We start from the raw sequence: 25,257 nt of genomic DNA, 5'->3' as shown, positions 1-25,257 counted from the left end.
CCAGCGTGTCGGTGCCCGGCGCTACTGTTCCCTCAACTGGAGATCACCTTCCCCGGAGGCACGGACGATGTCCCTCGACCTGATGGAACTGCTCCCCGCCGACTGGCGGCAGCGGCTCGACCCGCTGCTCGACCCGGTCGCCACCGCCGCGCTGGGCGCCTTCGTGGCGGGGGAGTACGACGGGCAGACCGTGTACCCGCCGCGCGAGGACCTGTTCAACGCGTTCCGGCACTGCCCGTTCGACCGGGCCCGCGTGCTGATCCTCGGACAGGACCCCTACCACGGCCCGGGCCAGGCGCACGGGCTCAGCTTCAGCGTCCGCGACGGCGTCCGGCTGCCCCCGTCGCTGCGCAACATCTACAAGGAGATGGCGTCCGACCTGGAGATCCCGCCCGCCGTGTCCGGCGACCTCACCCCGTGGGCCGACCAGGGCGTCCTGCTGCTGAACGCGGTGCTGACCGTGCGCGGCGGGGACGCCGGGTCGCACGCGGGCAAGGGCTGGGAGGACTTCACCGACGCCGCGATCCGCGCGCTGAACGACAAGACCGACCGCGTGGTGTTCGTGCTGTGGGGCGCGTACGCGCGCAAGAAGGCGCGGCTCATCACCGGCCCGCAGCACACCGTGATCGAGTCCGCGCACCCGAGCCCGCTGAGCGCGAAGAAGTTCTTCGGGACGCGCCCGTTCAGCGCCGTGAACAAGGCGCTGGTCGACGCCGGCCAGCCCGAGATCGACTGGAGCCTGGCCTGACCGGCGCCCTTTAGCGCCGCCCTGAGCCCGCCGTCTCCGCGTTCACCTTCCCGTGGGACGGCGGGCTTCGGCGTGGCTGCTGCCGCCGATCCGGGCCGCGACCGGACGGTTCAGAGCGCCAGGCCGATGGCGAGCAGCAGGCCGTAGGCGATCTGGAGGCGGCCGGTCTCGCCCAGCACCGGGATCAGCGCGGGACCGGACGCGCCGCCGAGCACCTTCTGCGTCGGCGGGATCGACAGCGGCGCCGCGAGCAGCGCGATCAGCACCCACGGGTGCGGCGCGGCCAGCGCCAGCACGAACATGAACGGCAGCGCCGCGCACGCGGCGTACAGGATCCGGGTCCGGCGGTCGCCGAGCACCACCGCGAGGGTCCGCTTGCCGGACTCGCGGTCGGTGGGGATGTCGCGCAGGTTGTTGGCGACCAGCAGCGCGCAGGCGAGCAGGCCGACCGGCACCGCCGCCAGCCAGCCCTCCCACGGCAGCTCCTCGGCCTGCACGTACACGGTGCCGACGACGGCGACGAGGCCGAAGAACACGAAGACCGACACCTCGCCGAGGGCCCGGTACCCGTAGGGGGTCTTGCCGCCGGTGTAGAACCACGCGGCGAGGATCGCGACCGCGCCGACCAGCAGCAGCCACCAGGTCGTGACGGCGGCGAGCACCAGCCCGGCCACGGCGGCGGCCAGGAAGCAGCCGAGCGCGGCGGCGAGGACCTGCTTGGGCGGCGCGACCTTCGAGCCGACGAGGCGCAGCGGCCCGACGCGGTCCTCGTCGGTGCCGCGGACGCCGTCGCTGTAGTCGTTGGAGTAGTTCACGCCGATCTGCAGGACGAGCGCGACGAACGCAGCCAGCAGCGCCCGCCACCAGATGGCGTGGTCCGCGCCGATGGCGACGCCGGTGCCGACGACGACGGGAACGAGGGACGCGGGCAGGGTGCGGGGCCGGGATCCGGCGACCCATTGGTTCAGCGTGGCCACAGTTACCGCTCGATCTCGTGGGACGACAGGGGTGCAGGGGGTGTCAGCCGCCCTGGCGCTTCGATTCTTCCCGATGTCGATCAGTGCTCGGGCGCAGGCGCAGCGACAGGGCCAGCCCGGCGGCGAGGATCGCGGCGGTCGTCAGCGCGGCGTGCCTGGTCGCGACGGCGAGGCTCGCGTCCGCGGCGTGCGCCTCGACCGTCCTGCCCGGACTGTCGTGAAGATCACGTCCGTAGGTCCCGGCGCTCTCGCGCAGGTGCCGGGTCACCGACGCCTGCTCCGCCGGGCTCAGCGACGTCCCGGCGAGCCGGTCGCTCATCGCGTGCCCGAGGCTCGTGGCGAACACCGTCCCGATCAGCGCGATGCCGAGGGCCGCGCCGACCTGCCGCGCGGTGGACTGCGTGCCGGACGCCTGCCCGGCCTGCCCCGGCGGGACGTCCGCGAGCGAGACGTTCGTGAGCTGCGCCGACGTCAGGCCGAGGCCGAGGCCGTACAGCAGCATCCAGGGCGCGAGCCCGAACCCGCCGGTGGTCGCCGACACGGTGACGCCGAGGGCGAGGACGGCGGCGACCTCCAGCACCATGCCGATCTGCACGACGCGGTGCGCGCCGCGCTTGTTGGCGAGCTTGCCCGCGTACCCGCCGGTGAGGAACGCCCCGATCGCCAGCGGCAGGATCGCGACGCTGATCTGCAGCGGGTTCGTGCCGTGCACGCCGAGGAGGAACAGCGGCAGGATGAACAGCAGCCCGAGCTCGCCGACGTTGATCAGGGACGAGGCGAGGTTGCCGTGCCGGAAGTTCGGGATCCGGAACAGCTCGAGGTCCAGCATCACCGGGCGGCCCGCCGCGGCCCGCGACCGCTCGACCACGACCAGCGCCGCGATCAGCACGGCGCCGAGCGCGATCACCACCGGGACGGGCGACAGCGCCGTGCCGGGCCAGTCGAACCCCGCCACCGAGAACCGCCGGGTCGCCGCCCACCAGCCGTACGTCTGGCCCTCGATGAGCCCGCACACCAGGGCGGCGAGCCCGAGCGCGGACAGTCCCGCGCCCGGCCAGTCGATCTCGCGCAGCGTCCCGTGGGCGGCGGCGCCCGCCGCGCGGGTCTCCGGCATCAGCCGGAACGCGCCGGCGATGAGCGCCGCGCCGAGCGGCAGGTTGATCCCGAACGCCCAGCGCCAGCCGCCGCCGGTCGCGACGGCGCCGCCGATCAGCGGCCCGAGCGCGGCCATCCCGCTGATCATGGAGCCCCAGATCCCGAACGCGATGGCACGGTCCCGTCCGGTGAACACCGCGTTCACCGTGGACAGCGTCGCCGGCAGGATCATCGACGCGCCGACGCCCTGCAGTGCCCGTGCGGCGACCAGCGCGCCTCCGCCGCCCGCCGCCGCGGCGGCCAGGCTGGCGAGCGCGAACACCGTCACGCCGAGCACGAACATCCGGCGCCGCCCGAACAGGTCGCCGGCCCGGCCGAACGGGATCAGCAGCGCCGCGAACACCAGCGCGTACACCGAGGTGATCCACTCCGCGCCGGTGGTCGTCAGGTCCAGGTCGGACACGATCCGCGGCAGCAGCACGCCGACGATGGTGGCGTCCACCACGACCAGGGAGACGCCCAGGCTGATGACGACCATGCCGAGCCAGCGGCGGTGGTCGGCGCGCGGCGGCGTCGCCGGGGCATGCGGCGTCAGGGAGGTGGACTCGGGCACGGCCTCCACGATATGGCCGGACGGGCCGTGCCCCTCACCGACCCCTCCCGAACAGCGCCGCCATCGAACGGCGCCCCGCCGTCGAACAGTGCCCGCCGCCGGACGGTGCCGCTACCCGGCGGTGATGTCGGTGTGCAGCCTGACCTGCCGGACGGGCTCGCCCATGTCGAGGGTGCGGGCCGTCCCGTCGGGCGCCCAGCCGGCGCCGCCGAGGAACGCCCGGGTGACCTCGTCCTTCTCGAACGTCCAGGTGATCAGAGTGGTGAAGCCGTCGTCGCGGAGCAGGTCGGCGGTGGCGGCGAGCAGCCGGCTGCCGTGCCCGGCGCGGGCGTGCAGCGGGTCGACCAGCAGCGTGATCAGCTCGGCGGTGGTCGCGGCGTCCAGGTCGGGGTCCTCGGCGGGGGCGTGCGCGGCGAACCCCACGACCAGGTCGGACGCGACCGCGACGAGCAGCCGGTGCCGGGGGCTCGGCGGGTTCGCCGCCGCGTCCGCCCAGCGCTCCCGCCACGCCTCCAGCGCGTCGGGGCCGGTCACCCGGTCCAGGACGGCGGCGGGGAGCAGGTCGCGGTAGCCGTGCCGCCAGGCGCGCACCTGGATGTCGGCGACGGCGGCCGCGTCGGCGCGCCGCGCGCCGCGCACTCCCGCATCGGGCCCGCTGGCGGTCATGGGCGTCCCTCCTGACGATCACCGCACAGCCTAGGGCCCGGGGCCGGCTCAGGCGCGGTTGCGGGCCCGGTACGCGCGGGTCTTGGTGCGGTTGCCGCAGGTGCGCATCGAGCACCAGGACCGCGACCGGTTCTTGGACGTGTCGAGGAACGCCCAGCGGCAGGTGCCCTCCTGGCAGGCCTTGAGGCGCGGCCAGGTCCCGGCGGCGGCCGCGTCCATGATCGCGGCGGCGACGCGGGCGAGCCCGGCGGCGGCGGTCGCGGGCGGGTCGAGCGGGACGAGCGCGGGCCGCGGCCCGGCGAGGACGACCCGCAGCGGCAGCGCGGAGAGCGCGTCGTCCAGCTCGCCGGGGAGGTCGGCGTCCTGCGGGCCGTGGTGGCCGGCCATGGCCTCGCGCAGGCCCTCGCGCAGGGTGATCGCGGTGCTCAGGTCGGCGGGGCCGGCGGGCGTCCCGTCCGGGACGAGCCCGCGCCCGGCGAGCCATCCGGCTAGCGCCTCCGGCGTGGGGAGGTCGTCGGTGCCGGCGTCGAGGTTCAGCGTGTTGACGAAGTCCTGCAGCAGCAGCGCGGGGTCGTCGGTCTGCGCGTCGGCCATCGGTCCCTCCACCCGTCCGTGAGCAGCGTACCAACCGTCAACACCAGTGAACTCGTTTTAGTGGTTGCATGATTCCGACACCGCCGTTACGGTTTCACTGGTGTCAACGAAGGGAGGCGCGATGAACGCGCTGCCGTACCTGGCGGGTCTCGCGACCCGGCACGCCTGGGCCGAGCGGGAGTACGCGCGGCTGCAGGCCGACCTCGTCGAGGCGCGGCTCACCGCGGGTGCCCGGGCGAGGGAGCGCGCGGCGCGCGGGCGCGCCCGGCTCCGCGCCGTGCGCCCGGTGCGCCCGCTTCGCCGTCCCGAGCCCGTCCACTGCCGGCGCGCCGCCGCGCGCTCGGCCCGCATCGCCCGTCCCCTGGGAGGACCCCGATGACGCAGCTGAAGATCGGCGTCGTGGTCGACTGCGCCGACCCGAAGGCCCTGGCCGCGTTCTGGGGCGGGCTCCTCGGCGTGGGGACCGCCGCCGCCGAGGACGGCTGGCTCGACCTGGAGCCGGCCGGCGAGGGCGGCCCGGTCCTGTCGTTCCAGCGCGTCCCGGAGCAGAAGACGATCAAGAACCGGATCCACTTCGACCTGGACGTCCCCGACATCCACGCCGCCGGCGAGCGCGCCGCGCGCCTCGGCGCGACCCCGGCCGGCGAGCCGACGGGCGACCCGCGCGCCCCGTTCCGGGTGTGGCGCGACCCGGAGGGCAACGAGTTCTGCTTCTGCACCGCACCCTGAGCGCCGCACACCGAGCACCGTGCGCGGCGGCGTCCGGGACGCGACGTCAGCGCAGCACGGTGGCGAGGCGCCGGACGCCCTCCGCCAGCTCCGCCTCCGACGCCGCGCTGCCGTAGCTCAGCCGCAGGAACGGCGCCGGGGCCTCGGCGGGGAAGAACGGCCGCCCGGCGCTGACCAGCACGCCCGCGCGCAGGGCGGCCTCGGCGACCGCGACGTCGTCGAGGCCGTCCGGCAGCCGGGCCCACAGGTGCAGGCCGCCCGCGGGACGGTTCGTCCGGAGCTCCGGCAGGTCCCGGGCGAGCGCGGCGCGCAGCGCGTCGCGGCGCGCCGGCAGCGCCGTCCGGAGCGCCCGCAGGTGCCGCGGCCAGCCGGGCGAGCTGACGAGCTCGAGCAGCGTCTCCTGCAGCGGACGGGCCGGGAAGAACTCCTCGACGAGCTGCGTCGCGCGGATCCGCTCGGCGACCGGGCCGCGCGCGATCACCGCGGCGATCCGCAGGCTCGGCGCGGTCGCCTTGGTGAGCGAGGCGATGTGCACGACCCGGCCGTCGGCGTCCTGCGCGACCAGCGGCGGCGGGGGCGGGTCGATGCCGAGGTGCCGCGCGTAGTCGTCCTCGACGACGAAGGCGCCGGCGGCGCGCGCGACGTCGAGGACCCGCCCGCGCCGCTCGGCGCTCAGTACCGCCCCGGTCGGGTTGTGGAACGCGGGCTGGCAGTAGAACGCCCGCGCGCCGCTCATCGCGAACGCCTCCGCCAGCAGGTCGGGCCGGACGCCGTCGCCGTCCACCGGCACCGGGACGGGTCGCAGCCCGCTCGCCCGCGCGACGGCGAGCACGCCGAGGTAGGTCGGCGACTCGACCAGGACCGGGGCGCCGGGCGGGAGCAGCGCCCGCAGCACGGTCGTCAGCGACTGCTGCCCGCCGTTGGCGATGGTCACGTCGGCGGGGGACACGCCTCCGCCGACGCCGCGGGCGAACCAGGCGCGCAGCTCGGGGATCCCGCCGATCCGGGGCATGTCCCAGGCGTTCGGCCGCCGGGCCGCCCGCGCCGCGGCGTCCGCCAGGGCGCGGACCGGCTGCAGGCTCGGGTGGGGGTAGCCGCCGCTCAGCGGGACGGTGCCGTCCGGCGGCGGGGTGAGCAGCCAGGACACGCCCGCCGCGTCCACCGCGCGGCCGGCGAGCGTCACCGCCTGCCAGCCGAAGTCGGCGGGCTCGGACGCGGGGGACGGCCGGCGCGCGGCGAACGCGCCCGCGCCCGGCCGCGTAACGACGAGTCCCTCGGCGGCGAGCAGCCCGATCGCCCGCGACACCGTGACGGGGCTGACGCGGTGCCGCTCGACCAGCGCCCGGCTCGACGGCAGCCGCTCGCCCGGGCTCAGCCGGCCGACCTCGGCGCGCAGCGCGTCGGCGAGCGCCGCCACACTGCTATCGTTTTTCATGAGGAACAAAGATAGCGCTACTGTCACCGGCTCGGTAGCGGGCCGGGGGCCGGGGATCGGCATCTGGTCCGCCGCGCTGGGCGTGCTGATCTTCTCTTTCACCCTTCCCGGCACCGAGTACGGGCTCGAGGGGCTCGACCCCTACCTGATCGGCGTCGGCCGGTCGGCCGCCGCGGCGGTCCTCGCCGCGGCCGCACTGCTATCGGTCCGGGCCCGCCGGCCGCGCGGCCGGGAGTGGGCCGCGCTCGCCGTCGCGGCCGCCGGGGTGGTCTTCGGCTTCCCGGTACTGTCCACGCTCGCGCTCGACCAGGGCGCCTCGTCCGCCCACTCGGCCGTCGTGGTCGGGCTGCTGCCGGCGGCGACCGCCGTCCTCGGCGTGCTGCGCGCGGGCGAGCGCCCGTCCCGCGCCTTCTGGCTGGCGAGCGCCGCCGGGGCCGCCTGCGTCACCGGCTTCGCGCTGGTCCGCGGCGCCGGCCGGTTCAGCGCCGCCGACCTGCTGCTGTTCGGCGCGCTGCTCGCCGCCGCCGCGGGCTACGCCGAGGGCGGCCGGCTCGCCCGCGACATGCCCGGCTGGCGGGTGATCTCCTGGGCGCTCCTGCTGGCCGCGCCGATCACCGTCCCGGTGACCGGCTGGCTGCTCGCCACGACGCACCCGCACTGGACGGGCCACGCCGTGCTCGGCTTCGGGTACGTGACCGCCCTGTCCGCCTACCTCGGCTTCTTCGCCTGGTACGAGGGCCTGGCGCGGGCCGGGATCGCCCGCGCGAGCCAGGTGCAGCTCGCCCAGCCGGTGATGACGCTCGCCTGGTCGTGGCTGCTGCTCGGGGAGCCGATCGACGCGGTGACCGTGCTGGGGGCCGCGGGCGTCCTCGTCTGCGTGGCCCTGACCCAGCGGACGCGGGTCCGCCGCGCCCCCGCCGCCGTCCCCGCCGGGACCGGGCCGCGCGCGGACGTGACCGGGATGCGCACAATGGACGGTAGGGCGTCACAAAACGGTGACCATCGAGGAGCCTTCCATGGCCGACAAGCCGACCGTTCCTGAGGGCGGGTTCTGGCCCGCCCCGGACATCCCGCAGCCGAACATCTACCCGATGGAATGGCGGGTCGAGACCGGCAAGCTCGCCGCCATCTACGAGAAGTCGAAGCGCACGGTGTGGAACCCGGCCGACCTGCCGTGGGACGAGCTGCGCCCGGACGGCTTCACCCCGGAGCAGCGCCTCGGGCTCATGTACTGGTTCGCCGTGCTGGCGAACTTCGACGCCTCCGGGCCCGCGGTGTTCGCCCGCGCGACCATTCATGCGTTCGAGCAGCACGAGGAGGATCCGGTCCGCAAGTGCTTCTTCTCGATCACCCGTGACGAGATGAACCACGAGGAGTGCTGCCAGCGGTCGATCGCGCGGATCTGGCCGGGCGGCCCGCTGGACTGGACCCCGAGCACGGACCTGGAGAAGGCCGCGCACAACAACATCGGCTGGCTCTACCACAACGGCGGCCGCTACTGGCAGGGCTACAACACCGCCGTCCGCAAGTACTCGCTCGCCGTGCTGTTCACCAGCTTCATGATGGGGGAGATGGCCGCGTCGACGCTGTTCCGCGGCATGGCGTCCGGCACGCGGCACCCGCTGTTCGGCGAGATGTTCAAGCGGATCGGCCGGGACGAGTCGCGGCACCTGCAGATCTGCATGACGATCCTGGAGAACGAGTGGCCCGGCCTCACCGAGGACGTCAAGGGCCAGATCACCAAGCAGCTGCGGGCCGGCTTCGTGTTCCTGTCGATGATCCTCTGGGAGCCGCCGGAGGGCTTCTGGGACCTGCCGCCGTACTTCCTGCACAACCACCGCGTGCTGATGGACCACGCCCGCGACGCGGGCCTCGGCGTGCTGTCGTTCGACGAGCAGGCGGAGAACTGGCGGGTCGCGATCGCCCGCGTCCGCGCGATCGTGGAGCGCTGGGGGATCGAGTTCCCCGCGATCCCCGAGCTGGACATCTCCGGCGTCGACGTCACCGGCATCGAGGCGGAGGACATCATCCCGGTCTTCTGATCCCGTCTTCCGGCTCATCGTCTTCCGGCTCATCGTCTTCCGGCTCATCGTCTTCCGGCTCTTCGTCGAGTTGCGGCGAGGCGGCGCTTTGGAGCGATCCAAAATGGCGGATCGCCGCAACTCGACGCCTTCAATCCTTGACGATCTGGGCCAGCAGGGTGACCACGCCGACGCCGACCCCGATCGGGATCGCGGCCTGCGGGGCCATCGCGGTCAGGGCGCCCGCGCCGATCGCCACGAGGACGATCAGTAGCGCCCGGGTGCTGACCAGCGCTTCCCGCGGGGGTACGGCCCCCCGCGCCCCGCGGGCCGGCTTCGCTGGAAGCAGGGGTGTCGGTTCGGCCTGGTCCGGTCGTGCTCGCATGTCCGTTCGACCTCCATCCCGGAATTCGGAACAGGATCGGGGCGGCCCCATGCGAGACCCCGTGGAGACCAGGGGCCCGGCACCGCTGAGCCGCCTCGTCACCCAAGGGTTCCCCCGGTGTCAACGCTTGCCGCGCGCGACGCGCGGTCCCGGCGCAATCATGATCGACTCATGGCCGGCGCGTGGCCTCCGGCATGCCGGACACGGAAGCGGGAGAACCGTGGCGCGCCCGATGTGCCAGGCCGATACGCGATCATTGCTGAATGACGGGGATGAGGCGTTCTGCGGGGATCCGGCGCGGGATCCGGCGCGGTGCGCGATGGGCGGGCTGGACGGCGGCGTACGCGCTCGGGCTCGTCGCGATGACCTTCGCAGGCGCCTGGACGTGGTGGCAGCCCGAGCCGGGGGCGCGCGGCACCGAGGCGAACGCGCTGTGGGCCAGGCACCAGTGGGTGGGGGAGCCGCATACCGACGCCGAATACCGCGGCCTCGCGGCGCTCCTCCAGGAGAACCGCATCACCGACGTGTTCTTCCACGCCGGGCCGTTCGACGCGGACGGGACGGTCCCCGCGGCGAAGTACCGGTACGCGGGGGCCCTCGCCAAGGCGGTTCACCGGTACGCGCCGGGCGTGCGGGTCCAGGCGTACCTCGGCCAGATCCGCAAGGTCGAGGGCAAGGGGGTCATCGACCTCGACGACCCCGCCGTCCGGGACCGGGTACTGCGGACCGACGCGGCCCTGCTCGACCTCGGGTTCGACGGCGTCCACTACGACTTCGAGCCGATCTACCCCGACGACGGCGCGTTCCTGGCGCTGCTGGACGCGACCCGCGCGCTGACCCGCTCGCGCGGCCGCGTGCTGTCGGTGGCGCTGGAGCAGCCGACGCTGGCCGACGCGGCGCAGCCCGTCTACAAGGCGCTGCTCCCGCGCACCGGCCCGTGGCACTACCCGCCGCGCCCCACCGACGCGTTCCTGCGGAAGGTCGCCGCGCGCGTCGACCAGGTGGCGGTCATGGCCTACGACGTGTCGCTGCCGACGCAGTCGCTCGCGGGCTGGCACTTCGCCCGGCACACCCGCCGCACCCTGGAACTCATCGGCGATCAGGTCACGGTTTTCATGGGCGTTCCGACCTACCGGCCCGCGATGGACTGGGCTGAGAATCTCACCGTCGCGCTCCGTGGTGTAAGGCGCGGAATAGGCGAGCTCAAACGGCCGCCGAAGCGCCCGTACGGCGTCGGCGTGTACGCGGACTGGACCACCACACCGGCCGAATGGGCCCGATATCGCGCGACATGGCTGCCCCCGGCGACAGAAAAAGTTGGCCGCTGAGAAACCCGGCCGACTACGTACCGATTTCTTCGTATGCCCAGGTGGAAAGGGGCGTATAGCGCGGCACGCCCGGGGTAGGGACGGGTGCGGAGACCGGGTGGTACCGGCGGATGGCAAGGGAAGTGGGGACGAGGCCGATGCGCATTCAGCAGACCGCGTGGCATGACGCCGACAGGCTCGGCGAGCTGTCAGCCGAGTTCACCGGCTGGCGGATCGGGCGCGGCGGGTCCGGCCACTGGTGGGCCGTCCGGGGCAATGATCTCGTGCGCACGCCGGACGTCGAGGAACTGCGCGGCCGGCTGCGCGAACTGACCGGAGGGTCACGTTATCCAACCGAGTCCGGGAAGTGGCCGGACTGACCCCGTAACGAGGCATTTGCGTGCCACGATGTCGGGTGTGGGAGCCGCCGCCACGCGTACCCCCGAGCGTGTGGCGGCGGCTTCTTCCATGCCCGCTCCCGGCCCGCCGGAGGGCCCCTCCGCGGACGCCCGGGCACCCGTCCGGGCACCCGCCCGGACCCCGGTGCGCGGGGCCCCGCGCGGGCCCGCCGGCGCCCCCGTCCCGACCCGGCCGCGAAACCCCTCGACCTGCGGCTCCAAGCCGGCGGCCGGAACGGTACCGTTCGATGCATGGCACCCAGCACAACGACCGACGCCCCGTTCGGGCGGATGCTGACCGCGATGGTCACGCCGTTCCTGCCGGACGGCGGAGTCGACTACGACGGCGCCGCGCGCCTCGCGACCCACCTGGTCGACGAGCGGCGCCACGACGGCCTGGTCGTCAACGGGACGACCGGCGAGTCGCCGACGACGAGCGACGACGAGAAGAGCACGCTGCTGCGCGCGGTCATCGAGGCGGTGGGCGACCGCGCCGTGATCGTGGCCGGTGCCGGGACCAACCACACCGAGCACACCCTGAAACTCGCGCGGCAGGCCGAGGCCGCCGGCGCGCACGGCCTGCTCGTGGTCACCCCGTACTACAACAAGCCCCCGCAGGAGGGCCTGCTCCGCCACTTCACGGCGGTGGCCGACGCGACGGGCCTGCCGAACATGCTGTACGACATCCCGGGGCGCGCCGGGGTGCCGATCCAGAACGACACGCTGATGCAGCTCGCCGAGCACCCGCGGATCATCGCCGTCAAGGACGCCAAGGGCGACCTGTTCGGCGCGTCCCGGGTGATGGCGCAGACCGACCTGGTCTGGTACTCCGGCGACGACGTGCTGAACCTGCCCTGGCTGTCGGTCGGCGCCGCCGGGTTCGTCAGCGTGGTCGGCCATGTCGTGGGGACCGAACTCCATGAGATGATCGACGCATACCGCGCCGGTGAGCATGGGCGGGCGCTGGAGATCCACCGGCGCCTGCTGCCCGTGGTCGCCGCGATCATGACCCGTACGCAGGGCGCCATCGCCGTCAAGGCAGCGCTGAACCTGCTGGGCCTTCCCGGGGGCGGCCCGCTGCGCGCCCCGCTGGTGGAGGCCACGCCGGAGTTCGCGGCGCGCCTGCGCGAAGACCTCACGATAGGGGGAGTCAAAGTGCCGGAGGTCGTCATTCCGGAGGTCGCCCGGTGAGTCATCCTCACCCGGAGCTCTCGGACCCGCCCGCCCCGCCCGAGGGCGGTCTGCGCATCGTCGCGCTCGGCGGGCTCGGGGAGATCGGCCGCAACATGACGGTCTACGAGTACGGCGGTCGCCTGCTCGTCGTCGACTGCGGCGTCCTCTTCCCCGAGACCGAGCAGCCCGGCGTCGACCTGATCCTGCCGGACTTCGAGTACATCAGGGACCGCCTCGACGACATCGAGGCCGTCGTCCTCACGCACGGGCACGAGGACCACATCGGCGCCGTCCCGTACCTGCTGCGCGAGCGCCGCGACATCCCGCTGATCGGCTCGAGGCTCACGCTGGCCCTGCTGGAGGCCAAGCTCACCGAGCACCGCATCAAACCGGTCACCGACGTGGTGGCCGAGGGCGAGCGGCGCGCGTTCGGGCCGTTCGACTGCGAGTTCTTCGCGGTCAACCACTCGATCCCGGACGCGCTCGCGCTCGCCGTCCGCACGCCCGCCGGGCTCGTCCTGCACACCGGCGACTTCAAGATGGACCAGCTGCCGCTGGACGGCCGGCTCACCGACCTGCCCGGGTTCGCCCGGCTCGGCGGCGAGGGCATCGACCTGCTGCTGTCGGACTCGACCAACGCCGAGGTCCCCGGCTTCGTCACCAGCGAGCGCAACATCGGCCCGGTCATCGACGAGGTGTTCCGCACCGCGCAGGAGCGGCTCATCGTCGCCTGCTTCGCCTCGCACATCCACCGCGTCCAGCAGGTGCTGGACGCCGCCGTCGCCAACGGCCGCAAGGTGTGCTTCGTCGGCCGCTCGATGGTCCGCAACATGGGCGTCGCCCGCGAGCTCGGCTACCTCAACGTCCCCGAGGACGTGATGGTCGACCAGAAGGAGCTGGACGACATCCCCGGCGACCGGCTGGTGCTGGTGTGCACCGGCTCGCAGGGCGAGCCGATGTCGGCGCTGTCGCGGATGGCCAACCGCGACCACTCGATCCGCATCACCGACCGCGACACCGTGATGCTGGCGTCCTCGCTCATCCCGGGCAACGAGAACGCGGTGAACCGCGTCATCAACGGGCTCACCCGGTGGGGCGCGCGGGTCGTGCACAAGGGCAACGCGCTGGTGCACGTGTCGGGGCACGCGTCGGCGGGCGAGCTGCTGTACGTGCTGAACGTGACCAAGCCGGGCAACTTCATGCCGATCCACGGCGAGTGGCGGCACCTGCGGGCGCACGCCAAGCTCGCCGCGCTCACCGGCGTGCCGGACGACAACATCGTCATCGCCGAGGACGGCGTGGTCGTCGACCTGGTCGACGGCCGGGCCAAGATCGTCGGCGCGGTCCCGGCCGGGTACGTGTACGTGGACGGCCTGTCGGTCGGCGAGGTCACCGAGACCTCGCTGAAGGACCGGCGGATCCTCGGCGAGGAGGGCTTCGTCTCCATCGTCGTCGGCATCGACTCGACCTCCGGCAAGCTGGTGGCCGGGCCCGAGGTGCACGCCCGCGGCGCCGGCATCGTCAACGAGGACTTCGACGAGGTCATCGAGCGGATCGAGGGCGTGCTGGCGGGCGCGGCCGGCGACGCCGTCAACGACCTGCACCAGATCAACCAGCTGATCCGCCGCACGGTCGGCAAGTGGGTGAGCGACAACTACCGCCGCCGCCCCATGATCATCCCGGTGGTCGTCGAGGTGTAGCCGCCGCCCGGGGCGGCCGTGCGCGCACCGCGCGCGGTCGTCCGGGCGGCGTCGTGCCCTGCCGTCCGGGTGGCGTCGTGCCCGGTCGTCCGGTATGGGCAACACGCCCGTTCGCCGTCCCGGGAACCCCGGCGCTCCTTGGTTACTCTCATAACCATGGCCACACGTGCGTCCGGGGGAGCGAAGACCACCTCCTCGCGTACCGGGGGCAGCGCGGCTCGCAAACCCGCAGGGTCGGCCCCCCGGAAGCGAACGAGCGGCAGTGCGAAGGGCGGTGGAGCGCGCGGCGGCGCGAAGGGCGCCGGAGGCCGGGGATCCGGCCGGGGCCGCGCGCAGCAGAAGCCGGACCCGATCTCGCAGGCCGTCCTCGGCTTCTTCAAGCTGCTGTTCAAGCTGTACCTGCTCGCGGCGGTCGCCGTCGGCTCCATCTTCCGCGCCTACGGCAACGGCGCCCGCAGCCTCGACCCCGAGCACCGGCGCGACGGCCTCGGGCTCGCGCTGCTCGGGTCGTCGATCGTGCTGGCCTCGGTGACCTGGTTCCGGCCGGACGGGGTCGTCACGATCGCGCTGGAGAAGGTCGTGCGCGGCGGCATCGGCATCGTGGCGATGGCGCTGCCGGTGGTGCTGGCGCTGCTGGCGTGGCGGACGCTGCGCCACCCCGAGCAGAACGAGGAGACCGGGCGCGTCGTCATCGGCCTGACCGCGCTGACCGTCGGGGTGCTCGGCATCCTGCACATCGCGGCGGGCGTCCCGTCGCCGTCAAAGGACATGCCCGGCGTGCGCGACGCCGGGGGCGTCATCGGCTGGCTCGTGTCGGCGCCGCTGGACGCCGCGCTCAGCGGCTGGGTGGCGGTGCCGCTGCTGCTCCTGCTGTCGGGGTTCGGGCTGCTGGTCATCACCGCGACCCCGATCGCGAAGGTGCCCGAGCGGGTCGGCGAACTGTGGGCAGTCGCGACGCTGCAGGGCCGCCCGGAGCGCCCGTCCGACACGGCGGACGAGGAGCGGGAGGCGCCGAAGAAGCGCCGCCGCAAGAAGAAGGCCGACGAGGCCGACGACGAGCTGGAGGTCGGCGAGCACTCCCGGCCATACGACACGCCGCTGCTGGAGGACGAGCCGAAGCGCCGGGAGCGGCCGAGCCGCGACCTCGCCGACGAGCTGTTCGAGCCGGACCCGTTCGGCGGGGACGTCCCGCCGCCGGCGCCGCCCATCGACGACGCGCCGCCGCCGCCCGACCCGGTCCTGGACGAGCCCGCGCCGCCCGACGAGCCCGTCCACGGCGACGTCCCCGACCCGACGCCGGCGCCGCGCAGCTCCGAGCAGCTGCCGCTGTCGTCGTCCGGGGAGATCTACGTCCTGCCGGACCCGTCGGCGCTGCGGCCGGGCAGCGTGGCCAAGCCGCGCACGAAGGCCAACGACACGGTGGTGAACGCGCTCACCGGCGTGCTGGAGCAGTTCGACATCGACGCGCAGGTCACCGGGTTCACCCGGGGGCCGACGATCACCCGGTACGAGATCGAGCTCGGTCCGGCGGTGAAGGTCGAGAAGGTCACCGCGCTGACGAAGAACATCGCGTACGCGGTGAAGAGCGCGGACGTGCGGATCATCTCCCCGATCCCCGGCAAGTCGGCGATCGGCGTGGAGATCCCGAACACCGACAAGGACATCGTCAGCCTCGGCGACGTGCTGCGGTCCCCGGCGGCGACCAACGAGCACCATCCGATGGTGGTGGGGCTCGGCAAGGACGTCGAGGGCCGCACGGTGGTGGCGAACCTGGCGAAGATGCCGCACATCCTGATCGCGGGCGCGACCGGCGCGGGCAAGTCGACCTGCATCAACGGGCTGATCACGTCGGTGCTGATGCGGGCGACGCCGGACGAGGTGCGGATGATCCTCGTCGACCCGAAACGGGTCGAGCTGACCATGTACCAGGGCATTCCCCACCTGATCACCCCGATCATCACCAACCCCAAGAAAGCGGCGGAAGCCCTCGAATGGGTCGTCGGCGAAATGGACCGCCGGTACGACGACCTCGCCGCGTCCGGGTTCCGGCACATCGACGACTTCAACAAGGCGGTGAAGGCGGGCAAGCTCACCGCGCCGCCCGGCAGCGAGCGCGTCTACACCCCGTACCCCTACATGCTGGTGATCGTCGACGAGCTCGCCGACCTGATGATGGTCGCGCCCCGCGACGTCGAGGACTCGGTCGTGCGCATCACCCAGCTCGCCCGCGCCGCCGGCATCCACCTGGTGCTCGCGACGCAGCGCCCGTCCGTCGACGTCGTCACCGGCCTCATCAAGGCCAACGTGCCGTCGCGGCTGGCGTTCGCGACCTCGTCGCTGTCCGACAGCCGCGTCATTCTCGACCAGCCCGGCGCGGAGAAGCTGGTCGGGCAGGGCGACGCGCTGTTCCTGCCGATGGGCGCGAGCAAGCCGATGCGCATCCAGAACGCCTACGTGTCGGAGAAGGAGATCCACGGGATCGTCGACCACTGCAAGGGGCAGATGGAGGCGAACTACCGGGAGGACGTCGCCGAGTCGGCCGCGCCGAAGAAGGAGATCGACGAGGAGATCGGCGACGACATGGACCTGCTCGTCCAGGCGATCGAGCTGGTGGTGTCGACGCAGTTCGGGTCCACCTCGATGCTGCAGCGCAAGCTGCGCGTCGGCTTCGCCAAGGCGGGCCGGCTGATGGACCTGATGGAGAGCCGCGACATCGTCGGGCCGAGCGAGGGCTCCAAGGCGCGCGACGTGCTCGCCAAGCCCGACGACCTGCCCGGGGTGCTCGCGGAACTGCGCGGCGGCGGCTGACCGGGCGTTCCCCCGCGACACTTACCGCGGGGGAACAACGGAATGTCCGCGCCGTTACCGTCATATGGCCACCGGACACCGGGAAGGGCATGGCGGAATGATGCGAAATCTTGCCCTGTTTCGAACGTGTTGGCGCTCGCCGAGCGGGCATTCCCGTTTCTAGACTGGTGTCGCATCAGCGTGGAACCAGCCGCGAACGCGCTCGAAGGAGGCCCGGCGTGAGCATCGGTGAGACCTTGGCCCAGGAGCGTCGGCAGGCGGGTCTCTCGGTGACGCAGGTCAGTCTCCAGACGCGGATCCGCGAGACGGTGATCCGCGGCATGGAGTCCGACGACTTCTCCGCCTGCGGCGGCAACTTCTACGCCCGCGGCCACATCCGCAGCGTCGCGCGGGTCATCGGAATCGACCCGGAGCCGCTGGTCAGCGAGTTCGACGCCGCGCACGGCGGCGCCCCGCAGCCGGTGTCGGCGACGGCGGCGTTCGAGCCGGAGCGCGCGATCCCGTTCCGCGAGCGCCGCTCGGCGAACTGGAGCGCGGCGATGGCGCTCGCCCTCGCCGTCGTGGTGATCGCCGGGGTGTTCCAGGCCGTCCGGCACGACGGCGGCCGCGAGCAGCACACCGCGCGGCAGGTCGCCGGGACGCCCGCGCCGCGCCCCTCGAAGCCGGCCCCCACCGCGCCGCCCAAGTCCACCGACCCGGTGGCGGCGGCGCCGCGCACCACGGTCGAGGTCGCGGTCGTCGCCAAGCGGACGGTCTGGGTGAACGTCCGCGGCGACAAGGGCAAGGCGCTGTACTCCGGCGTGCTGCGCAGCGGCGACCAGAAGAAGTGGACCGCCAAGAAGAAGATCAGCATGGTGATCGGCATCGGCGGCGGCGTCCGGCTCACCGTGAACGGCAAGGACATCGGCACGCCCGGGAAGGGCAAGGGCGTCCAGCGGCTCACCTTCGACCGCAACGATCCCGCGGCGGCCTGAGCCCCCGGCCCGCCGGGCCAGGCGGCGGCTGACCGCTCGGTCACAGGGGCGGGGCGGCGGTCCGCGGCGCTGCCGGGGCCCATTACCTTAGGGGCATGTCGACTCGCCGCAAGGTCTCGCTCATCACTCTCGGGTGCGCCCGCAACGAGGTGGACTCCGAGGAGCTCGCCGCGCGCATGGAGGACGCCGGCTGGGACCTGGCGGACGGTGCGGACGGCGCCGACGTCGTGGTCGTCAACACCTGCGGCTTCATCGAGGCGGCCAAGAAGGACTCCATCGACACGCTGCTGGCGGCGCACGACTCCGGCGCCAAGGTCGTCGCGGCCGGCTGCATGGCCGAGCGGTACGGCAAGGAGCTGGCGGAGGCGCTGCCGGAGGCCGACGCGGTGATCGGCTTCGACGACTACCTGACGATCGGGGAGCGGCTCGACGACGTGATGGAGGGCCGCGCGCGCGAGGCGCACACCCCGCGCGACCGCCGCACGCTGCTGCCGATCAGCCCGGTCGAGCGGTCCGCGTCCGCGGACGGCGTGGCGATCCCGGGGCACGGCGGTCCCGGCGATCTGCCGGACGGCGTGGCGCCCGCGTCGGGCCCGCGGGTGCTGCGGCGGCGCCTCGGCGGCGGCCCGGTGGCGCCGCTCAAGCTGGCGTCCGGCTGCGACCGGCGCTGCACGTTCTGCGCGATCCCGGCGTTCCGCGGCGCGTACGTGTCGCGTCCCCCGGCGGAGGTGCTGGAGGAGGCCCGCTGGCTCGCCGGGCACGGCGTCCGGGAGCTGGTGCTCGTCAGCGAGAACTCGACGTCCTACGGCAAGGACCTCGGCGACCTGCGGGCGCTGGAGAAGCTGCTGCCCGGCCTCGCCGCGGTGGACGGCATCGAGCGCGTCCGGGTCAGCTACCTGCAGCCCGCCGAGACCCGGCCGGGGCTGATCGAGGCGATCTGCGGCACGCCCGGCGTCGCGCCCTACTTCGACCTGTCGTTCCAGCACGCCAGCGGCCCGGTGCTGCGCTCGATGCGGCGGTTCGGCGACCGCGTCCGGTTCCTGGAGCTGCTCGACCAGATCCGCGCGCAGGCCCCGGAGGCGGGCGTGCGGTCGAACTTCATCGTCGGGTTCCCCGGCGAGACCGAGGACGACTTCGAGGAGCTGGCCGAGTTCCTGTCCGCCGCGCGGCTGGACGCGATCGGCGTGTTCGGCTACTCCGACGAGGACGGCACCGAGGCCGCGAACCTCGACGGCAAGGTCGACCCGGACGAGATCGCCCGCCGCGTCGAGGAGCTGTCGGGGCTGGCCGAGGAGCTGACCGCGCAGCGCGCCGAGGACCGCGTCGGCTCGCGGGTCGACGTGCTGCTGGAGGACAAGGCGGACGGCGGGTTCGAGGGCCGCGCCGCGCACCAGGCGCCCGAGGTCGACGGGACGGTGCTGGTCCGCGGCGAGGGCCTGGCCCTCGGCGAGATCGTCGCCGCCCGGGTCACCGGGAGCGACGGGGTGGACCTCGTCGCGGACGTGTCATGATCGCGGGCATGCCCGAACCGGTCGCCGGGGCGCCCGATCCGCCGCCCGCGAGCGTCTACAACATCGCCAACGCGCTGACGCTGCTGCGCATCGCGCTGGTGCCGCTGTTCGTGTGGCTGCTGTTCATGGACGGCACCGGCTGGCGGATCGGCGCGTTCGCGGTGTTCGCCGCCGCGTCCGTCACCGACAAGATCGACGGTGATCTGGCCCGGTCCCGCGGGCTGGTCACCGACTTCGGCAAGATCGCCGACCCGATCGCCGACAAGGCGCTGACCGGCGCGGCGCTGGTCAGCCTGTCGGCGCTGGGCGAGCTGTGGTGGTGGGTGACCATCGTCATCATGGTCCGCGAGATCGGCATCACGCTGATGCGGTTCGTCGTCATCCGGTACGGGGTGATCCCGGCCAGCAAGGGCGGCAAGCTGAAGACGATGCTGCAGGTCTTCGCCATCGGCTTCTACATCCTGCCCGGCCCGCTGGACTACCTGCGCTGGGTGACGATGGGCGCCGCGCTGATCGTCACCGTGGTGACCGGCGCCGACTACGTCGTCCAGGCGTGGCGCCTGCGGCGTGCTCCCCGTAGCTGACCTTGCTCGCGGCTCAGGACGCGGTCAGCTCGTCGCCGACGCGGAGCGTGCCGAGCGCGCGCGGGATGCCGAGGCGTCCGAACACGATCTCGCGGGCGCCGTCGAAGCGCCCGGTGCGGTACCCGGCGAGCGCGCGCAGAGGAGCGGGGGACCGCTGGGCCGTCTCCTGGTCGGTGTTGATGATGACGCAGCGCCCGCACGGCTTGACGAGCTCGATCTCGGCGGAGCCGCGCAGCCGGGTCACCGCGTCCTCGCCGTAGGGGCCGAGGCCGCTCAGGACGATGTTGGGGCGGAACCGGTTCATCGGCAGCGGCCCGTCCATCCGGCGGTTCAGGTCGTCGAGCGACTCCTGCGACAGCACCGAGACCGGGTAGCCGTCGGCGTACGCGAGCGTCCCGCCGCCGCGTCGCGTGGGACGCGTCCCAGTGAAGCGGACGAGGCGGCAGGAGATCCCGAGCGCCTCGGAGAACCAGCCGGCGGCGTCGTCGCCCTGGTCGACGCCCTGGCAGGGGCGCCGGTGCACGGTGACGTCGCGGGCCGGGCCGCCGGCCGCCGCGCAGACCAGCGGCGCGTCCGCGAGCGGCGAGGTGACGGTGAGCTTCGTCCCGTCGTAGGCGGGGTGGACCAGCGCGAGGCCGGGCACCTCCCGTTGCGACAGGTGCCGCCCGTCCGGGCGGACGAGCATGAACGCCCGGTCGTGGCGCAGCCCCTCCGGCGTCATCTCCGCCTCGGCGAGCGGGACGCCGGCCGCGCTCTTGACCGGGTACACGTGCAGTGCGGCGATGACGGCGATCATGATGCGACGGTAGAGCGGCACCCGCGCGGGTGACCAGGAGAACCGGTGGTACCTGACACCGATTCGTCAGTTTGGAGGCCGGACGGCTATGAGCGGGCAGGACTTCACCTATCCGGAGGTCGGCGCGACGCGGGACGCCGAGCGTCCGGCGGGCTACCGGCACCTGCGGGTGCGGACGCTCGTCGGCGCGGGTCCGGCGGTGATGCGCAACGCCTCGGACGCGCTGATGGAGTTCTGGATGCACCGGGCGCTCCCCGCGCGCGTGCGGGCGTCGGCCCCGCGGGCCGAACCCGGCGTCAGCGTGGAGATGGGCGTCGGGCTCGGGCCGTTCCGGCTGATGGCCCCGTGCCGGGTCGTGTGGACGCGCGAGGACGACCGCCGCGCCGGATGGGCGTACGGGACGCTGCAGGGCCACCCGATGTCGGGGGAGGAGGCGTTCGTCGTGCATCTGGACGACGAGGGCGAGGTGTGGCTGACCGTCACTTCGTTCAGCCGACCGGCGACGGCGGCGGCGCGGCTGGCCGGTCCGCTCGCGCCGGTGGCCCAGCGCGCGTACGCGCGCCGCTGCGGGGCCGTCCTGCGGCGCCTGGCGCGCCCCTGACCACCGGGGCGGCCCGCGACCGGGCGGGGACGAGCACGGCCGCCATGGCGGGCTGCGGGAGCACGCCCACCCCGGTCGTGCCCCGCAGCCCCGTTCATGGCGGCCGCACCGACAATTATCCCCGTGAATGGGGAGTGGTCGCGACATGGCAAATGAGTTCTGACTCACAAAATGACGGCGCGGTTGGCCGATGGTGGACCGTCGCCGCAATGGCGCAGGTCGGGGGCGGTGCGACGATGCGCGCCCTGGTCGCGTTCCCACTCGCGCGCAGTGTGCGGGGCCCGGCGGGTGTGTGACACAATGCACGGCTCACGTTTTTCCCGGCGAACGAAATGCGATATGCGGGACCGATCGGACGAGCGGGTGTTAGTCGAACAAAGAGGTGTTCGTCCTGATTCGGCCACGCATGCGGTGAACCCGGCGCCCCGCGCCGCCGTCGCCCGCAACCGCCGGCGCCGCGCCGCGCGGACCGTCGTCCCCCGCCGGTAGATTCGGGGGACCGGCGACGGGGAGGCGGAAGCGATGCGGGTCGAACTGCTCACCGTCGGGGACGAACTGCTCCTCGGCGACACGATCAACGGGAACGCGGCCTGGCTCGGCAGGCGGCTCGCCGAGCACGGCGTCGAGGTGACCCGCAGCGTCGTCGTCGGCGACGAGATGGACGTCATCGTCGCGGCGGTGCGGTCCGCGCTGGAGCGCGCCGACGCGGTCATCACCACCGGCGGGCTCGGCCCCACCTACGACGACGTGACCCGCGACGCGCTCGCCGAGGCCGCGGGCGTCGTGCTCGTCCGCGACCCGGCGCTGGAGCGGCGGCTGCACGAGCGGGCCGAGGCGGCGGGCCGCGAGCTCCAGCCGATGGCGTTCCGCATGGCCGAGGTCCCGAAGGGCGCCGGTCTGCTGCGCAACTCCGCCGGCACCGCGCCCGGCCTGCGCGTCGAGCTGGACGGCGGGATCGTCTACGCGCTGCCCGGCGTCCCGTTCGAGATGCGCACGATCATGGACGAGGTGGTGCTGCCGGAGCTGGCCGGGATCGCCGGGCTGCCCGCGGTCGCCCGCCGGACGCTGCGCACCGCCGGGATCTGGGAGTCGGTCGTCGCGACGCGGCTCGCCGAGGTCGAGGCGATGGACGGGGTGAAGCTCGCCTACCTGCCCGACCCGGCCGAGGTCAAGATCCGGATCACGGTGGCCGGCGCGGACGCCGAGGGCCGTCTCGCGGAGGTGGAGAAGCGCGTCCGCGAGCTGCTCGGCCCGGTCGTCTACGGCGTGGAGGACGAGACGCTGGACCGCGTCGTCCACCGGTTGCTCGCCGAGCGGTCCGCGACCGTCGCGGTCGCCGAGTCGCTGACCGGCGGCCTCATCGGCGCCGAGCTGACCGCGATGCCCGGTTCGTCGGCGACGTACGCGGGCGGGATGGTGACGTACGCGACGGAGCTGAAGCACCGCCTGCTCGGCGTCTCCGACGTGCTGCTCGCCGAGCACGGCGCCGTCCACCCGGACGTGGCCGCGGCGATGGCGGAGGGCGTCCGGGACCGGCTCGGCGCGACGTACGGGCTCGCCGTGACCGGCGTCGCGGGCCCCGAGCCGCAGGACGGCTCCCCGGTGGGAACGGTCTATATCGGCGTGACCGGACCCCGGAATACGCGCACCGTGGTCAGGCCGAAACTCCCCGTGCCCGGCACCGGCCCGGAGATCCGCGCGGTGCTCCGCCGGATGACCGTCGTGCACGCGCTTGAGCTGCTCAGACGCGAGCTGCTGGGACTTGACGCCGAGGTCGAGACCGGGGACGCTCGGGAAGATCGGGAAGTTAGGGGCTGATTACAGCGTTACGTTCCGAGCGAACACGAAATCAACGGTCTGCCATGGCCACCGTCAAGCCGGGTACGGTGGAACCGGCAGATGGTCCGAACTGAGGGAGGGAGCGAGACGATGGTCCTGCTTCGCCAGCTGCTCGGTGACGTACTGCGGCAGCTGCGGCTGCGCCAGGGACGCACCCTCCGTGAGGTGTCCGCGGCCGCGCGGGTTTCCCTCGGCTACCTGTCCGAGGTCGAACGAGGGCAGAAGGAGGCCTCCTCCGAGCTGCTGTCGTCGATCTGCAAGGCGCTGGGCGTTCCGCTGTCGCACGTGCTCAGGGAGGTGGCCGACTCGCTGGCCCTCGCCGAGCTGCAGCACGAGCCCGTCATGGCGGGCGCGCCCGAGCACGAGCGGATCCCCGCCGAACGCATTCCGGAGACCCCCGAGGAGATCACCGGCGAGTTCCGCGGCGACATGGTCGCCGCCTAGTCACCGGCACCGGCCCGCGGTGCGCGCCGCGGCGCCGGGTTCATGCCCGACCGGGGCCGCGGGTGTGCGCGGTCTCACGCATGAGCTCGGCATAGGCGGGCAGCCTTCCCCGTTGTAACGGACATCCCGTAACGACGCGGAAGGAGCCCGAATCATGGCGGCCGTCAAGAGCCCGCTCTCGGACGAGGCACTGAAGGTCACCGGGCAGGCCCTGCAGGGCGCGCTGGTGGACCTCATCGATCTTTCGCTCGTGGCCAAGCAGGCCCACTGGAACCTGACCGGCCGTAACTTCAAGGTCGTGCACGAACACCTGGACGAGGTCGTGGACCTCGCCCGCGCCGGCCAGGACGACGTCGCCGAGCGCGCCGTCGCGATCGGCGTGAACCCCGACGGCCGTGCCCGCACGGTCGCCGACCGCACCGAGATCCCGCAGCTGGAGGCCGGATACCTGGCCGACGACAAGGTCGTCGCGGCGGTGACCGACGTGCTGGCGCAGATCATCGCGCGGTTCCGCGAGCGGATCGCGGCGACCGACGAGCCGGACCCCGTCACGCAGGACCTGCTCATCGGCATCGCGGCGCAGCTGGAGAAGCAGCACTGGATGTTCCAGGCCCAGACCTGATCGGCATAGATCGCGGATCCCCCGCGCCGCCGCGATCCTCGGCGCGGACCCGGATCCGAGCGGAAAAGGCCCGGCCCCTCTCCTGGGGCCGGGCCTTTCCATGTCCTGGGCGCGCTCCGCCCGTGCCGCGCTCTCTGGGCGCCTTCCGTCGGTGGCGCGCGCTCTCTTGGGCGCGCTCCGCCCGTGCCGCGCTCTCTGGGCGCCTTCCGTCGGTGGCGCGCGCTCTCTTGGGCGCGCTCCGCCCGTGCCGCGCTTTCTAGGCGTGCTCTGTCGGTGGCGCGCTCTGCGAGGGGGTCCCGGCGTGGTCAGCGGCGCAGGTGCTCCAGGACGGTGTCGGCGAACTCGATGGCCAGCGGGCTCAGCGCGTCCCAGCGCCGGGCCGCCCAGCCCGCCGTGAGCGGCGGCAGGTCCGGGATCGGGATCAGCCGCACCTCGCCCCGGCCGCCGCCCCAGCCGGGCAGCGCCGGCAGGATCGCGTGGCCGAGGCCGAGTTCGGCGAGCAGCAGCGCGGTGTCCCAGTCGGCGACGCTGGTCGTGGACGTCAGCCGCACCCCGTGCCGTTCGAGATGCATCTCCAGGTGGACGCGGGACGTCGAGTGCGCGGGCAGCTCGATGTGCCGGATACCCGCGAGGTCGTCGAGGGCGATCGTCTCGCGGGCGGCCAGCGGGTCGCCGGCGTGGACGGCGAGCATCCACGGCAGCTCGCAGGACGCCCGCTGCTCGACGCCGTCGAGGGGCGGGCCGATCGTGACCCACGCCAGGTCCGCGGTGTGCGCCCGCACCGCCTCCAGGCAGCGGCGGCTGGACCCGGCGGTCTCGAACTGCAGCGCCGCCTCGGGATGGCGGGCCCGGAACGCGGCCACCCCGGCGGCCATGAAGTGCCGGACGGTGGTGGCGCCCGTCGCGATCCGGACCGTGCCGCCGACGCCGCGGCGCAGGTCGTCCAGGTGCCGCAGGGCCGCGTCGATCCCGGCGATGCCCTCGGTGGCGGCCTGGTGCAGGATCCGGCCCGCGCGGGTGGGCAGCACGCCGCGCGGGCGCCGCTCCAGCAGCACCAGCCCGGTCTCCCGTTCGAGCCGCTTGACGTGCTGGCTGACCGCGGACTGGCTGCACGACAGGTCGCGCGCGACGGCGCTCAGATTGCCGGCCGCGCAGACGGCCACGAACACGCGGAGGTCGTCGAGGGTCACGCGCTCAAAGGTAGACCTGGGGGATCGATAAGAAAACCCGAGAATTG

25 protein-coding genes are annotated in these 25,257 nt (G+C 73.4%); 17 read left to right on the top strand and 8 right to left on the bottom strand.

Features of this window, described 5'->3' with window-relative positions:
- The first annotated feature begins 67 nt into the window (after positions 1–67).
- Positions 68–748, top strand: coding sequence for a uracil-DNA glycosylase (locus AB0C78_RS29355; RefSeq protein ID WP_360753930.1), 681 nt, complete (start codon positions 68–70; stop codon positions 746–748).
- Positions 749–858: 110 nt separating this feature from the next.
- Here AB0C78_RS29355 and AB0C78_RS29350 read toward each other — a convergent pair whose 3' ends face one another.
- The 4 genes from AB0C78_RS29350 to AB0C78_RS29335 all read right to left on the bottom strand — a co-directional run bounded on the left by AB0C78_RS29350 (position 859) and on the right by AB0C78_RS29335 (position 4,693).
- Positions 859–1,725 carry a 1,4-dihydroxy-2-naphthoate polyprenyltransferase gene (locus AB0C78_RS29350; RefSeq protein ID WP_360753927.1) on the bottom strand — a complete coding sequence of 289 codons (867 nt, stop codon included), beginning with the start codon at positions 1,723–1,725 and terminating at the stop codon, positions 859–861.
- Positions 1,726–1,768: 43 nt separating this feature from the next.
- On the bottom strand, positions 1,769–3,433 hold the full coding sequence (locus AB0C78_RS29345) for an MFS transporter (RefSeq protein WP_360753925.1): 1,665 nt from the start codon (positions 3,431–3,433) through the stop codon (positions 1,769–1,771).
- A 111-nt stretch (positions 3,434–3,544) separates the two neighbouring features.
- Positions 3,545–4,099, bottom strand: coding sequence for a GNAT family N-acetyltransferase (locus tag AB0C78_RS29340; RefSeq protein ID WP_151538337.1), 555 nt, complete (start codon positions 4,097–4,099; stop codon positions 3,545–3,547).
- A 48-nt stretch (positions 4,100–4,147) separates the two neighbouring features.
- Positions 4,148–4,693: a CGNR zinc finger domain-containing protein gene (locus AB0C78_RS29335; RefSeq protein ID WP_360753923.1), complete on the bottom strand. Its 546-nt coding sequence runs from the start codon at positions 4,691–4,693 to the stop codon at positions 4,148–4,150.
- A gap of 100 nt (positions 4,694–4,793) precedes the next feature.
- On the opposite strand from AB0C78_RS29335, the gene AB0C78_RS29330 reads away from it, so the two are divergent.
- Together AB0C78_RS29330 and AB0C78_RS29325 are read left to right on the top strand one after the other, a co-directional pair.
- Positions 4,794–5,072, top strand: a complete 279-nt coding sequence (locus AB0C78_RS29330; RefSeq protein WP_360753921.1) for a hypothetical protein — start codon at positions 4,794–4,796, stop codon at positions 5,070–5,072.
- A complete protein-coding gene (locus tag AB0C78_RS29325; protein ID WP_360753919.1) occupies positions 5,069–5,422 on the top strand; it encodes a VOC family protein in 354 nt (117 codons plus the stop codon). Before AB0C78_RS29330 ends, AB0C78_RS29325 begins: the two co-directional genes overlap by 4 nt.
- Before the next feature lie 46 nt (positions 5,423–5,468).
- Here the strand turns inward: AB0C78_RS29325 and AB0C78_RS29320 are convergent, their stop codons facing one another.
- Complete coding sequence (locus AB0C78_RS29320) at positions 5,469–6,857, bottom strand: PLP-dependent aminotransferase family protein (RefSeq protein ID WP_360753917.1); 1,389 nt, start codon at positions 6,855–6,857, stop codon at positions 5,469–5,471.
- On the opposite strand from AB0C78_RS29320, the gene AB0C78_RS29315 reads away from it, so the two are divergent.
- Together AB0C78_RS29315 and AB0C78_RS29310 are read left to right on the top strand one after the other, a co-directional pair.
- On the top strand, positions 6,856–7,899 hold the full coding sequence (locus AB0C78_RS29315) for a DMT family transporter (RefSeq protein WP_360753915.1): 1,044 nt from the start codon (positions 6,856–6,858) through the stop codon (positions 7,897–7,899). The two genes, AB0C78_RS29320 and AB0C78_RS29315, sit on opposite strands and share 2 nt — an antisense overlap.
- Positions 7,874–8,899 (top strand): hypothetical protein, encoded by a 1,026-nt coding sequence (locus AB0C78_RS29310; protein ID WP_360753912.1) that lies wholly within the window; start codon positions 7,874–7,876, stop codon positions 8,897–8,899. Before AB0C78_RS29315 ends, AB0C78_RS29310 begins: the two co-directional genes overlap by 26 nt.
- A gap of 130 nt (positions 8,900–9,029) precedes the next feature.
- Here AB0C78_RS29310 and AB0C78_RS29305 read toward each other — a convergent pair whose 3' ends face one another.
- Complete coding sequence (locus AB0C78_RS29305) at positions 9,030–9,263, bottom strand: hypothetical protein (protein WP_151538344.1); 234 nt, start codon at positions 9,261–9,263, stop codon at positions 9,030–9,032.
- Positions 9,264–9,535: 272 nt separating this feature from the next.
- On the opposite strand from AB0C78_RS29305, the gene AB0C78_RS29300 reads away from it, so the two are divergent.
- The 8 genes from AB0C78_RS29300 (at position 9,536) to AB0C78_RS29265 (ending at position 19,718) form a co-directional block, all read left to right on the top strand.
- The gene (locus AB0C78_RS29300; protein WP_360753909.1) at positions 9,536–10,591 is read left to right on the top strand and encodes a hypothetical protein; all 1,056 of its coding nucleotides are present in this window, start codon (positions 9,536–9,538) and stop codon (positions 10,589–10,591) included.
- Positions 10,592–10,728: 137 nt separating this feature from the next.
- Entirely contained in the window at positions 10,729–10,950 is a 222-nt protein-coding gene (locus AB0C78_RS29295) for a hypothetical protein (RefSeq protein ID WP_151538345.1), read from the top strand.
- Between the two features lie 270 nt (positions 10,951–11,220).
- On the top strand, positions 11,221–12,159 hold the full coding sequence (dapA, locus tag AB0C78_RS29290) for a 4-hydroxy-tetrahydrodipicolinate synthase (protein WP_151538346.1): 939 nt from the start codon (positions 11,221–11,223) through the stop codon (positions 12,157–12,159).
- On the top strand, positions 12,156–13,841 hold the full coding sequence (locus AB0C78_RS29285) for a ribonuclease J (protein WP_360753904.1): 1,686 nt from the start codon (positions 12,156–12,158) through the stop codon (positions 13,839–13,841). Before dapA ends, AB0C78_RS29285 begins: the two co-directional genes overlap by 4 nt.
- A gap of 156 nt (positions 13,842–13,997) precedes the next feature.
- The gene (locus tag AB0C78_RS29280) at positions 13,998–16,649 is read left to right on the top strand and encodes a DNA translocase FtsK 4TM domain-containing protein (RefSeq protein WP_360753903.1); all 2,652 of its coding nucleotides are present in this window, start codon (positions 13,998–14,000) and stop codon (positions 16,647–16,649) included.
- 218 nt (positions 16,650–16,867) lie between these two features.
- A complete protein-coding gene (locus tag AB0C78_RS29275) occupies positions 16,868–17,623 on the top strand; it encodes a RodZ domain-containing protein (RefSeq protein WP_360753900.1) in 756 nt (251 codons plus the stop codon).
- 95 nt (positions 17,624–17,718) lie between these two features.
- Positions 17,719–19,134, top strand: coding sequence for a 30S ribosomal protein S12 methylthiotransferase RimO (gene rimO / locus AB0C78_RS29270; protein WP_360753897.1), 1,416 nt, complete (start codon positions 17,719–17,721; stop codon positions 19,132–19,134).
- An 8-nt stretch (positions 19,135–19,142) separates the two neighbouring features.
- Positions 19,143–19,718 (top strand): CDP-alcohol phosphatidyltransferase family protein, encoded by a 576-nt coding sequence (locus tag AB0C78_RS29265; RefSeq protein WP_225991319.1) that lies wholly within the window; start codon positions 19,143–19,145, stop codon positions 19,716–19,718.
- A 13-nt stretch (positions 19,719–19,731) separates the two neighbouring features.
- Here AB0C78_RS29265 and AB0C78_RS29260 read toward each other — a convergent pair whose 3' ends face one another.
- Complete coding sequence (locus tag AB0C78_RS29260) at positions 19,732–20,514, bottom strand: MOSC N-terminal beta barrel domain-containing protein (protein WP_360753893.1); 783 nt, start codon at positions 20,512–20,514, stop codon at positions 19,732–19,734.
- An 88-nt stretch (positions 20,515–20,602) separates the two neighbouring features.
- On the opposite strand from AB0C78_RS29260, the gene AB0C78_RS29255 reads away from it, so the two are divergent.
- The 4 genes from AB0C78_RS29255 (at position 20,603) to AB0C78_RS29240 (ending at position 24,020) form a co-directional block, all read left to right on the top strand.
- The gene (locus AB0C78_RS29255; protein WP_360753891.1) at positions 20,603–21,115 is read left to right on the top strand and encodes a DUF1990 domain-containing protein; all 513 of its coding nucleotides are present in this window, start codon (positions 20,603–20,605) and stop codon (positions 21,113–21,115) included.
- A 522-nt stretch (positions 21,116–21,637) separates the two neighbouring features.
- Positions 21,638–22,933 (top strand): CinA family nicotinamide mononucleotide deamidase-related protein, encoded by a 1,296-nt coding sequence (locus tag AB0C78_RS29250; RefSeq protein ID WP_360753889.1) that lies wholly within the window; start codon positions 21,638–21,640, stop codon positions 22,931–22,933.
- A gap of 111 nt (positions 22,934–23,044) precedes the next feature.
- Positions 23,045–23,398 carry a helix-turn-helix transcriptional regulator gene (locus AB0C78_RS29245; protein WP_151538353.1) on the top strand — a complete coding sequence of 118 codons (354 nt, stop codon included), beginning with the start codon at positions 23,045–23,047 and terminating at the stop codon, positions 23,396–23,398.
- Positions 23,399–23,552: 154 nt separating this feature from the next.
- Positions 23,553–24,020, top strand: coding sequence for a DNA starvation/stationary phase protection protein (locus AB0C78_RS29240; RefSeq protein ID WP_190856244.1), 468 nt, complete (start codon positions 23,553–23,555; stop codon positions 24,018–24,020).
- Positions 24,021–24,325: 305 nt separating this feature from the next.
- On the opposite strand, the gene AB0C78_RS29235 is transcribed toward AB0C78_RS29240, so the two are convergent.
- Complete coding sequence (locus AB0C78_RS29235; protein WP_360753886.1) at positions 24,326–25,210, bottom strand: LysR family transcriptional regulator; 885 nt, start codon at positions 25,208–25,210, stop codon at positions 24,326–24,328.
- Between the last annotated feature and the right edge of the window lie 47 nt (positions 25,211–25,257).

This window comes from Actinomadura sp. NPDC048394 (genome assembly GCF_040651755.1).
In the GTDB taxonomy this organism is placed as follows: Bacteria; Actinomycetota; Actinomycetes; order Streptosporangiales; family Streptosporangiaceae; genus Spirillospora; species Spirillospora montaniterrae.
This window is presented reverse-complemented; position numbering and strand designations above follow the sequence as displayed.

What these genes read in the sequence shown, in the direction of transcription:
- AB0C78_RS29280 (WP_360753903.1), top strand. Translation starts at nt 13,998, where the DNA reads ATGGCCACACGTGCGTCCGGGGGAGCGAAGACCACCTCCTCGCGTACC.
- AB0C78_RS29310 (WP_360753912.1), top strand. Translation starts at nt 7,874, where the DNA reads ATGGCCGACAAGCCGACCGTTCCTGAGGGCGGGTTCTGGCCCGCCCCG.
- AB0C78_RS29335 (WP_360753923.1), bottom strand. Translation starts at nt 4,693, where the DNA reads ATGGCCGACGCGCAGACCGACGACCCCGCGCTGCTGCTGCAGGACTTC.
- AB0C78_RS29340 (WP_151538337.1), bottom strand. Translation starts at nt 4,099, where the DNA reads ATGACCGCCAGCGGGCCCGATGCGGGAGTGCGCGGCGCGCGGCGCGCC.
- AB0C78_RS29250 (WP_360753889.1), top strand. Translation starts at nt 21,638, where the DNA reads ATGCGGGTCGAACTGCTCACCGTCGGGGACGAACTGCTCCTCGGCGAC.
- AB0C78_RS29295 (WP_151538345.1), top strand. Translation starts at nt 10,729, where the DNA reads ATGCGCATTCAGCAGACCGCGTGGCATGACGCCGACAGGCTCGGCGAG.
- AB0C78_RS29305 (WP_151538344.1), bottom strand. Translation starts at nt 9,263, where the DNA reads ATGCGAGCACGACCGGACCAGGCCGAACCGACACCCCTGCTTCCAGCG.
- AB0C78_RS29355 (WP_360753930.1), top strand. Translation starts at nt 68, where the DNA reads ATGTCCCTCGACCTGATGGAACTGCTCCCCGCCGACTGGCGGCAGCGG.
- rimO (WP_360753897.1), top strand. Translation starts at nt 17,719, where the DNA reads ATGTCGACTCGCCGCAAGGTCTCGCTCATCACTCTCGGGTGCGCCCGC.
- AB0C78_RS29325 (WP_360753919.1), top strand. Translation starts at nt 5,069, where the DNA reads ATGACGCAGCTGAAGATCGGCGTCGTGGTCGACTGCGCCGACCCGAAG.
- AB0C78_RS29320 (WP_360753917.1), bottom strand. Translation starts at nt 6,857, where the DNA reads ATGAAAAACGATAGCAGTGTGGCGGCGCTCGCCGACGCGCTGCGCGCC.
- AB0C78_RS29245 (WP_151538353.1), top strand. Translation starts at nt 23,045, where the DNA reads ATGGTCCTGCTTCGCCAGCTGCTCGGTGACGTACTGCGGCAGCTGCGG.
- AB0C78_RS29315 (WP_360753915.1), top strand. Translation starts at nt 6,856, where the DNA reads ATGAGGAACAAAGATAGCGCTACTGTCACCGGCTCGGTAGCGGGCCGG.
- AB0C78_RS29265 (WP_225991319.1), top strand. Translation starts at nt 19,143, where the DNA reads ATGCCCGAACCGGTCGCCGGGGCGCCCGATCCGCCGCCCGCGAGCGTC.
- AB0C78_RS29260 (WP_360753893.1), bottom strand. Translation starts at nt 20,514, where the DNA reads ATGATCGCCGTCATCGCCGCACTGCACGTGTACCCGGTCAAGAGCGCG.
- dapA (WP_151538346.1), top strand. Translation starts at nt 11,221, where the DNA reads ATGGCACCCAGCACAACGACCGACGCCCCGTTCGGGCGGATGCTGACC.
- AB0C78_RS29255 (WP_360753891.1), top strand. Translation starts at nt 20,603, where the DNA reads ATGAGCGGGCAGGACTTCACCTATCCGGAGGTCGGCGCGACGCGGGAC.
- AB0C78_RS29300 (WP_360753909.1), top strand. Translation starts at nt 9,536, where the DNA reads ATGAGGCGTTCTGCGGGGATCCGGCGCGGGATCCGGCGCGGTGCGCGA.
- AB0C78_RS29240 (WP_190856244.1), top strand. Translation starts at nt 23,553, where the DNA reads ATGGCGGCCGTCAAGAGCCCGCTCTCGGACGAGGCACTGAAGGTCACC.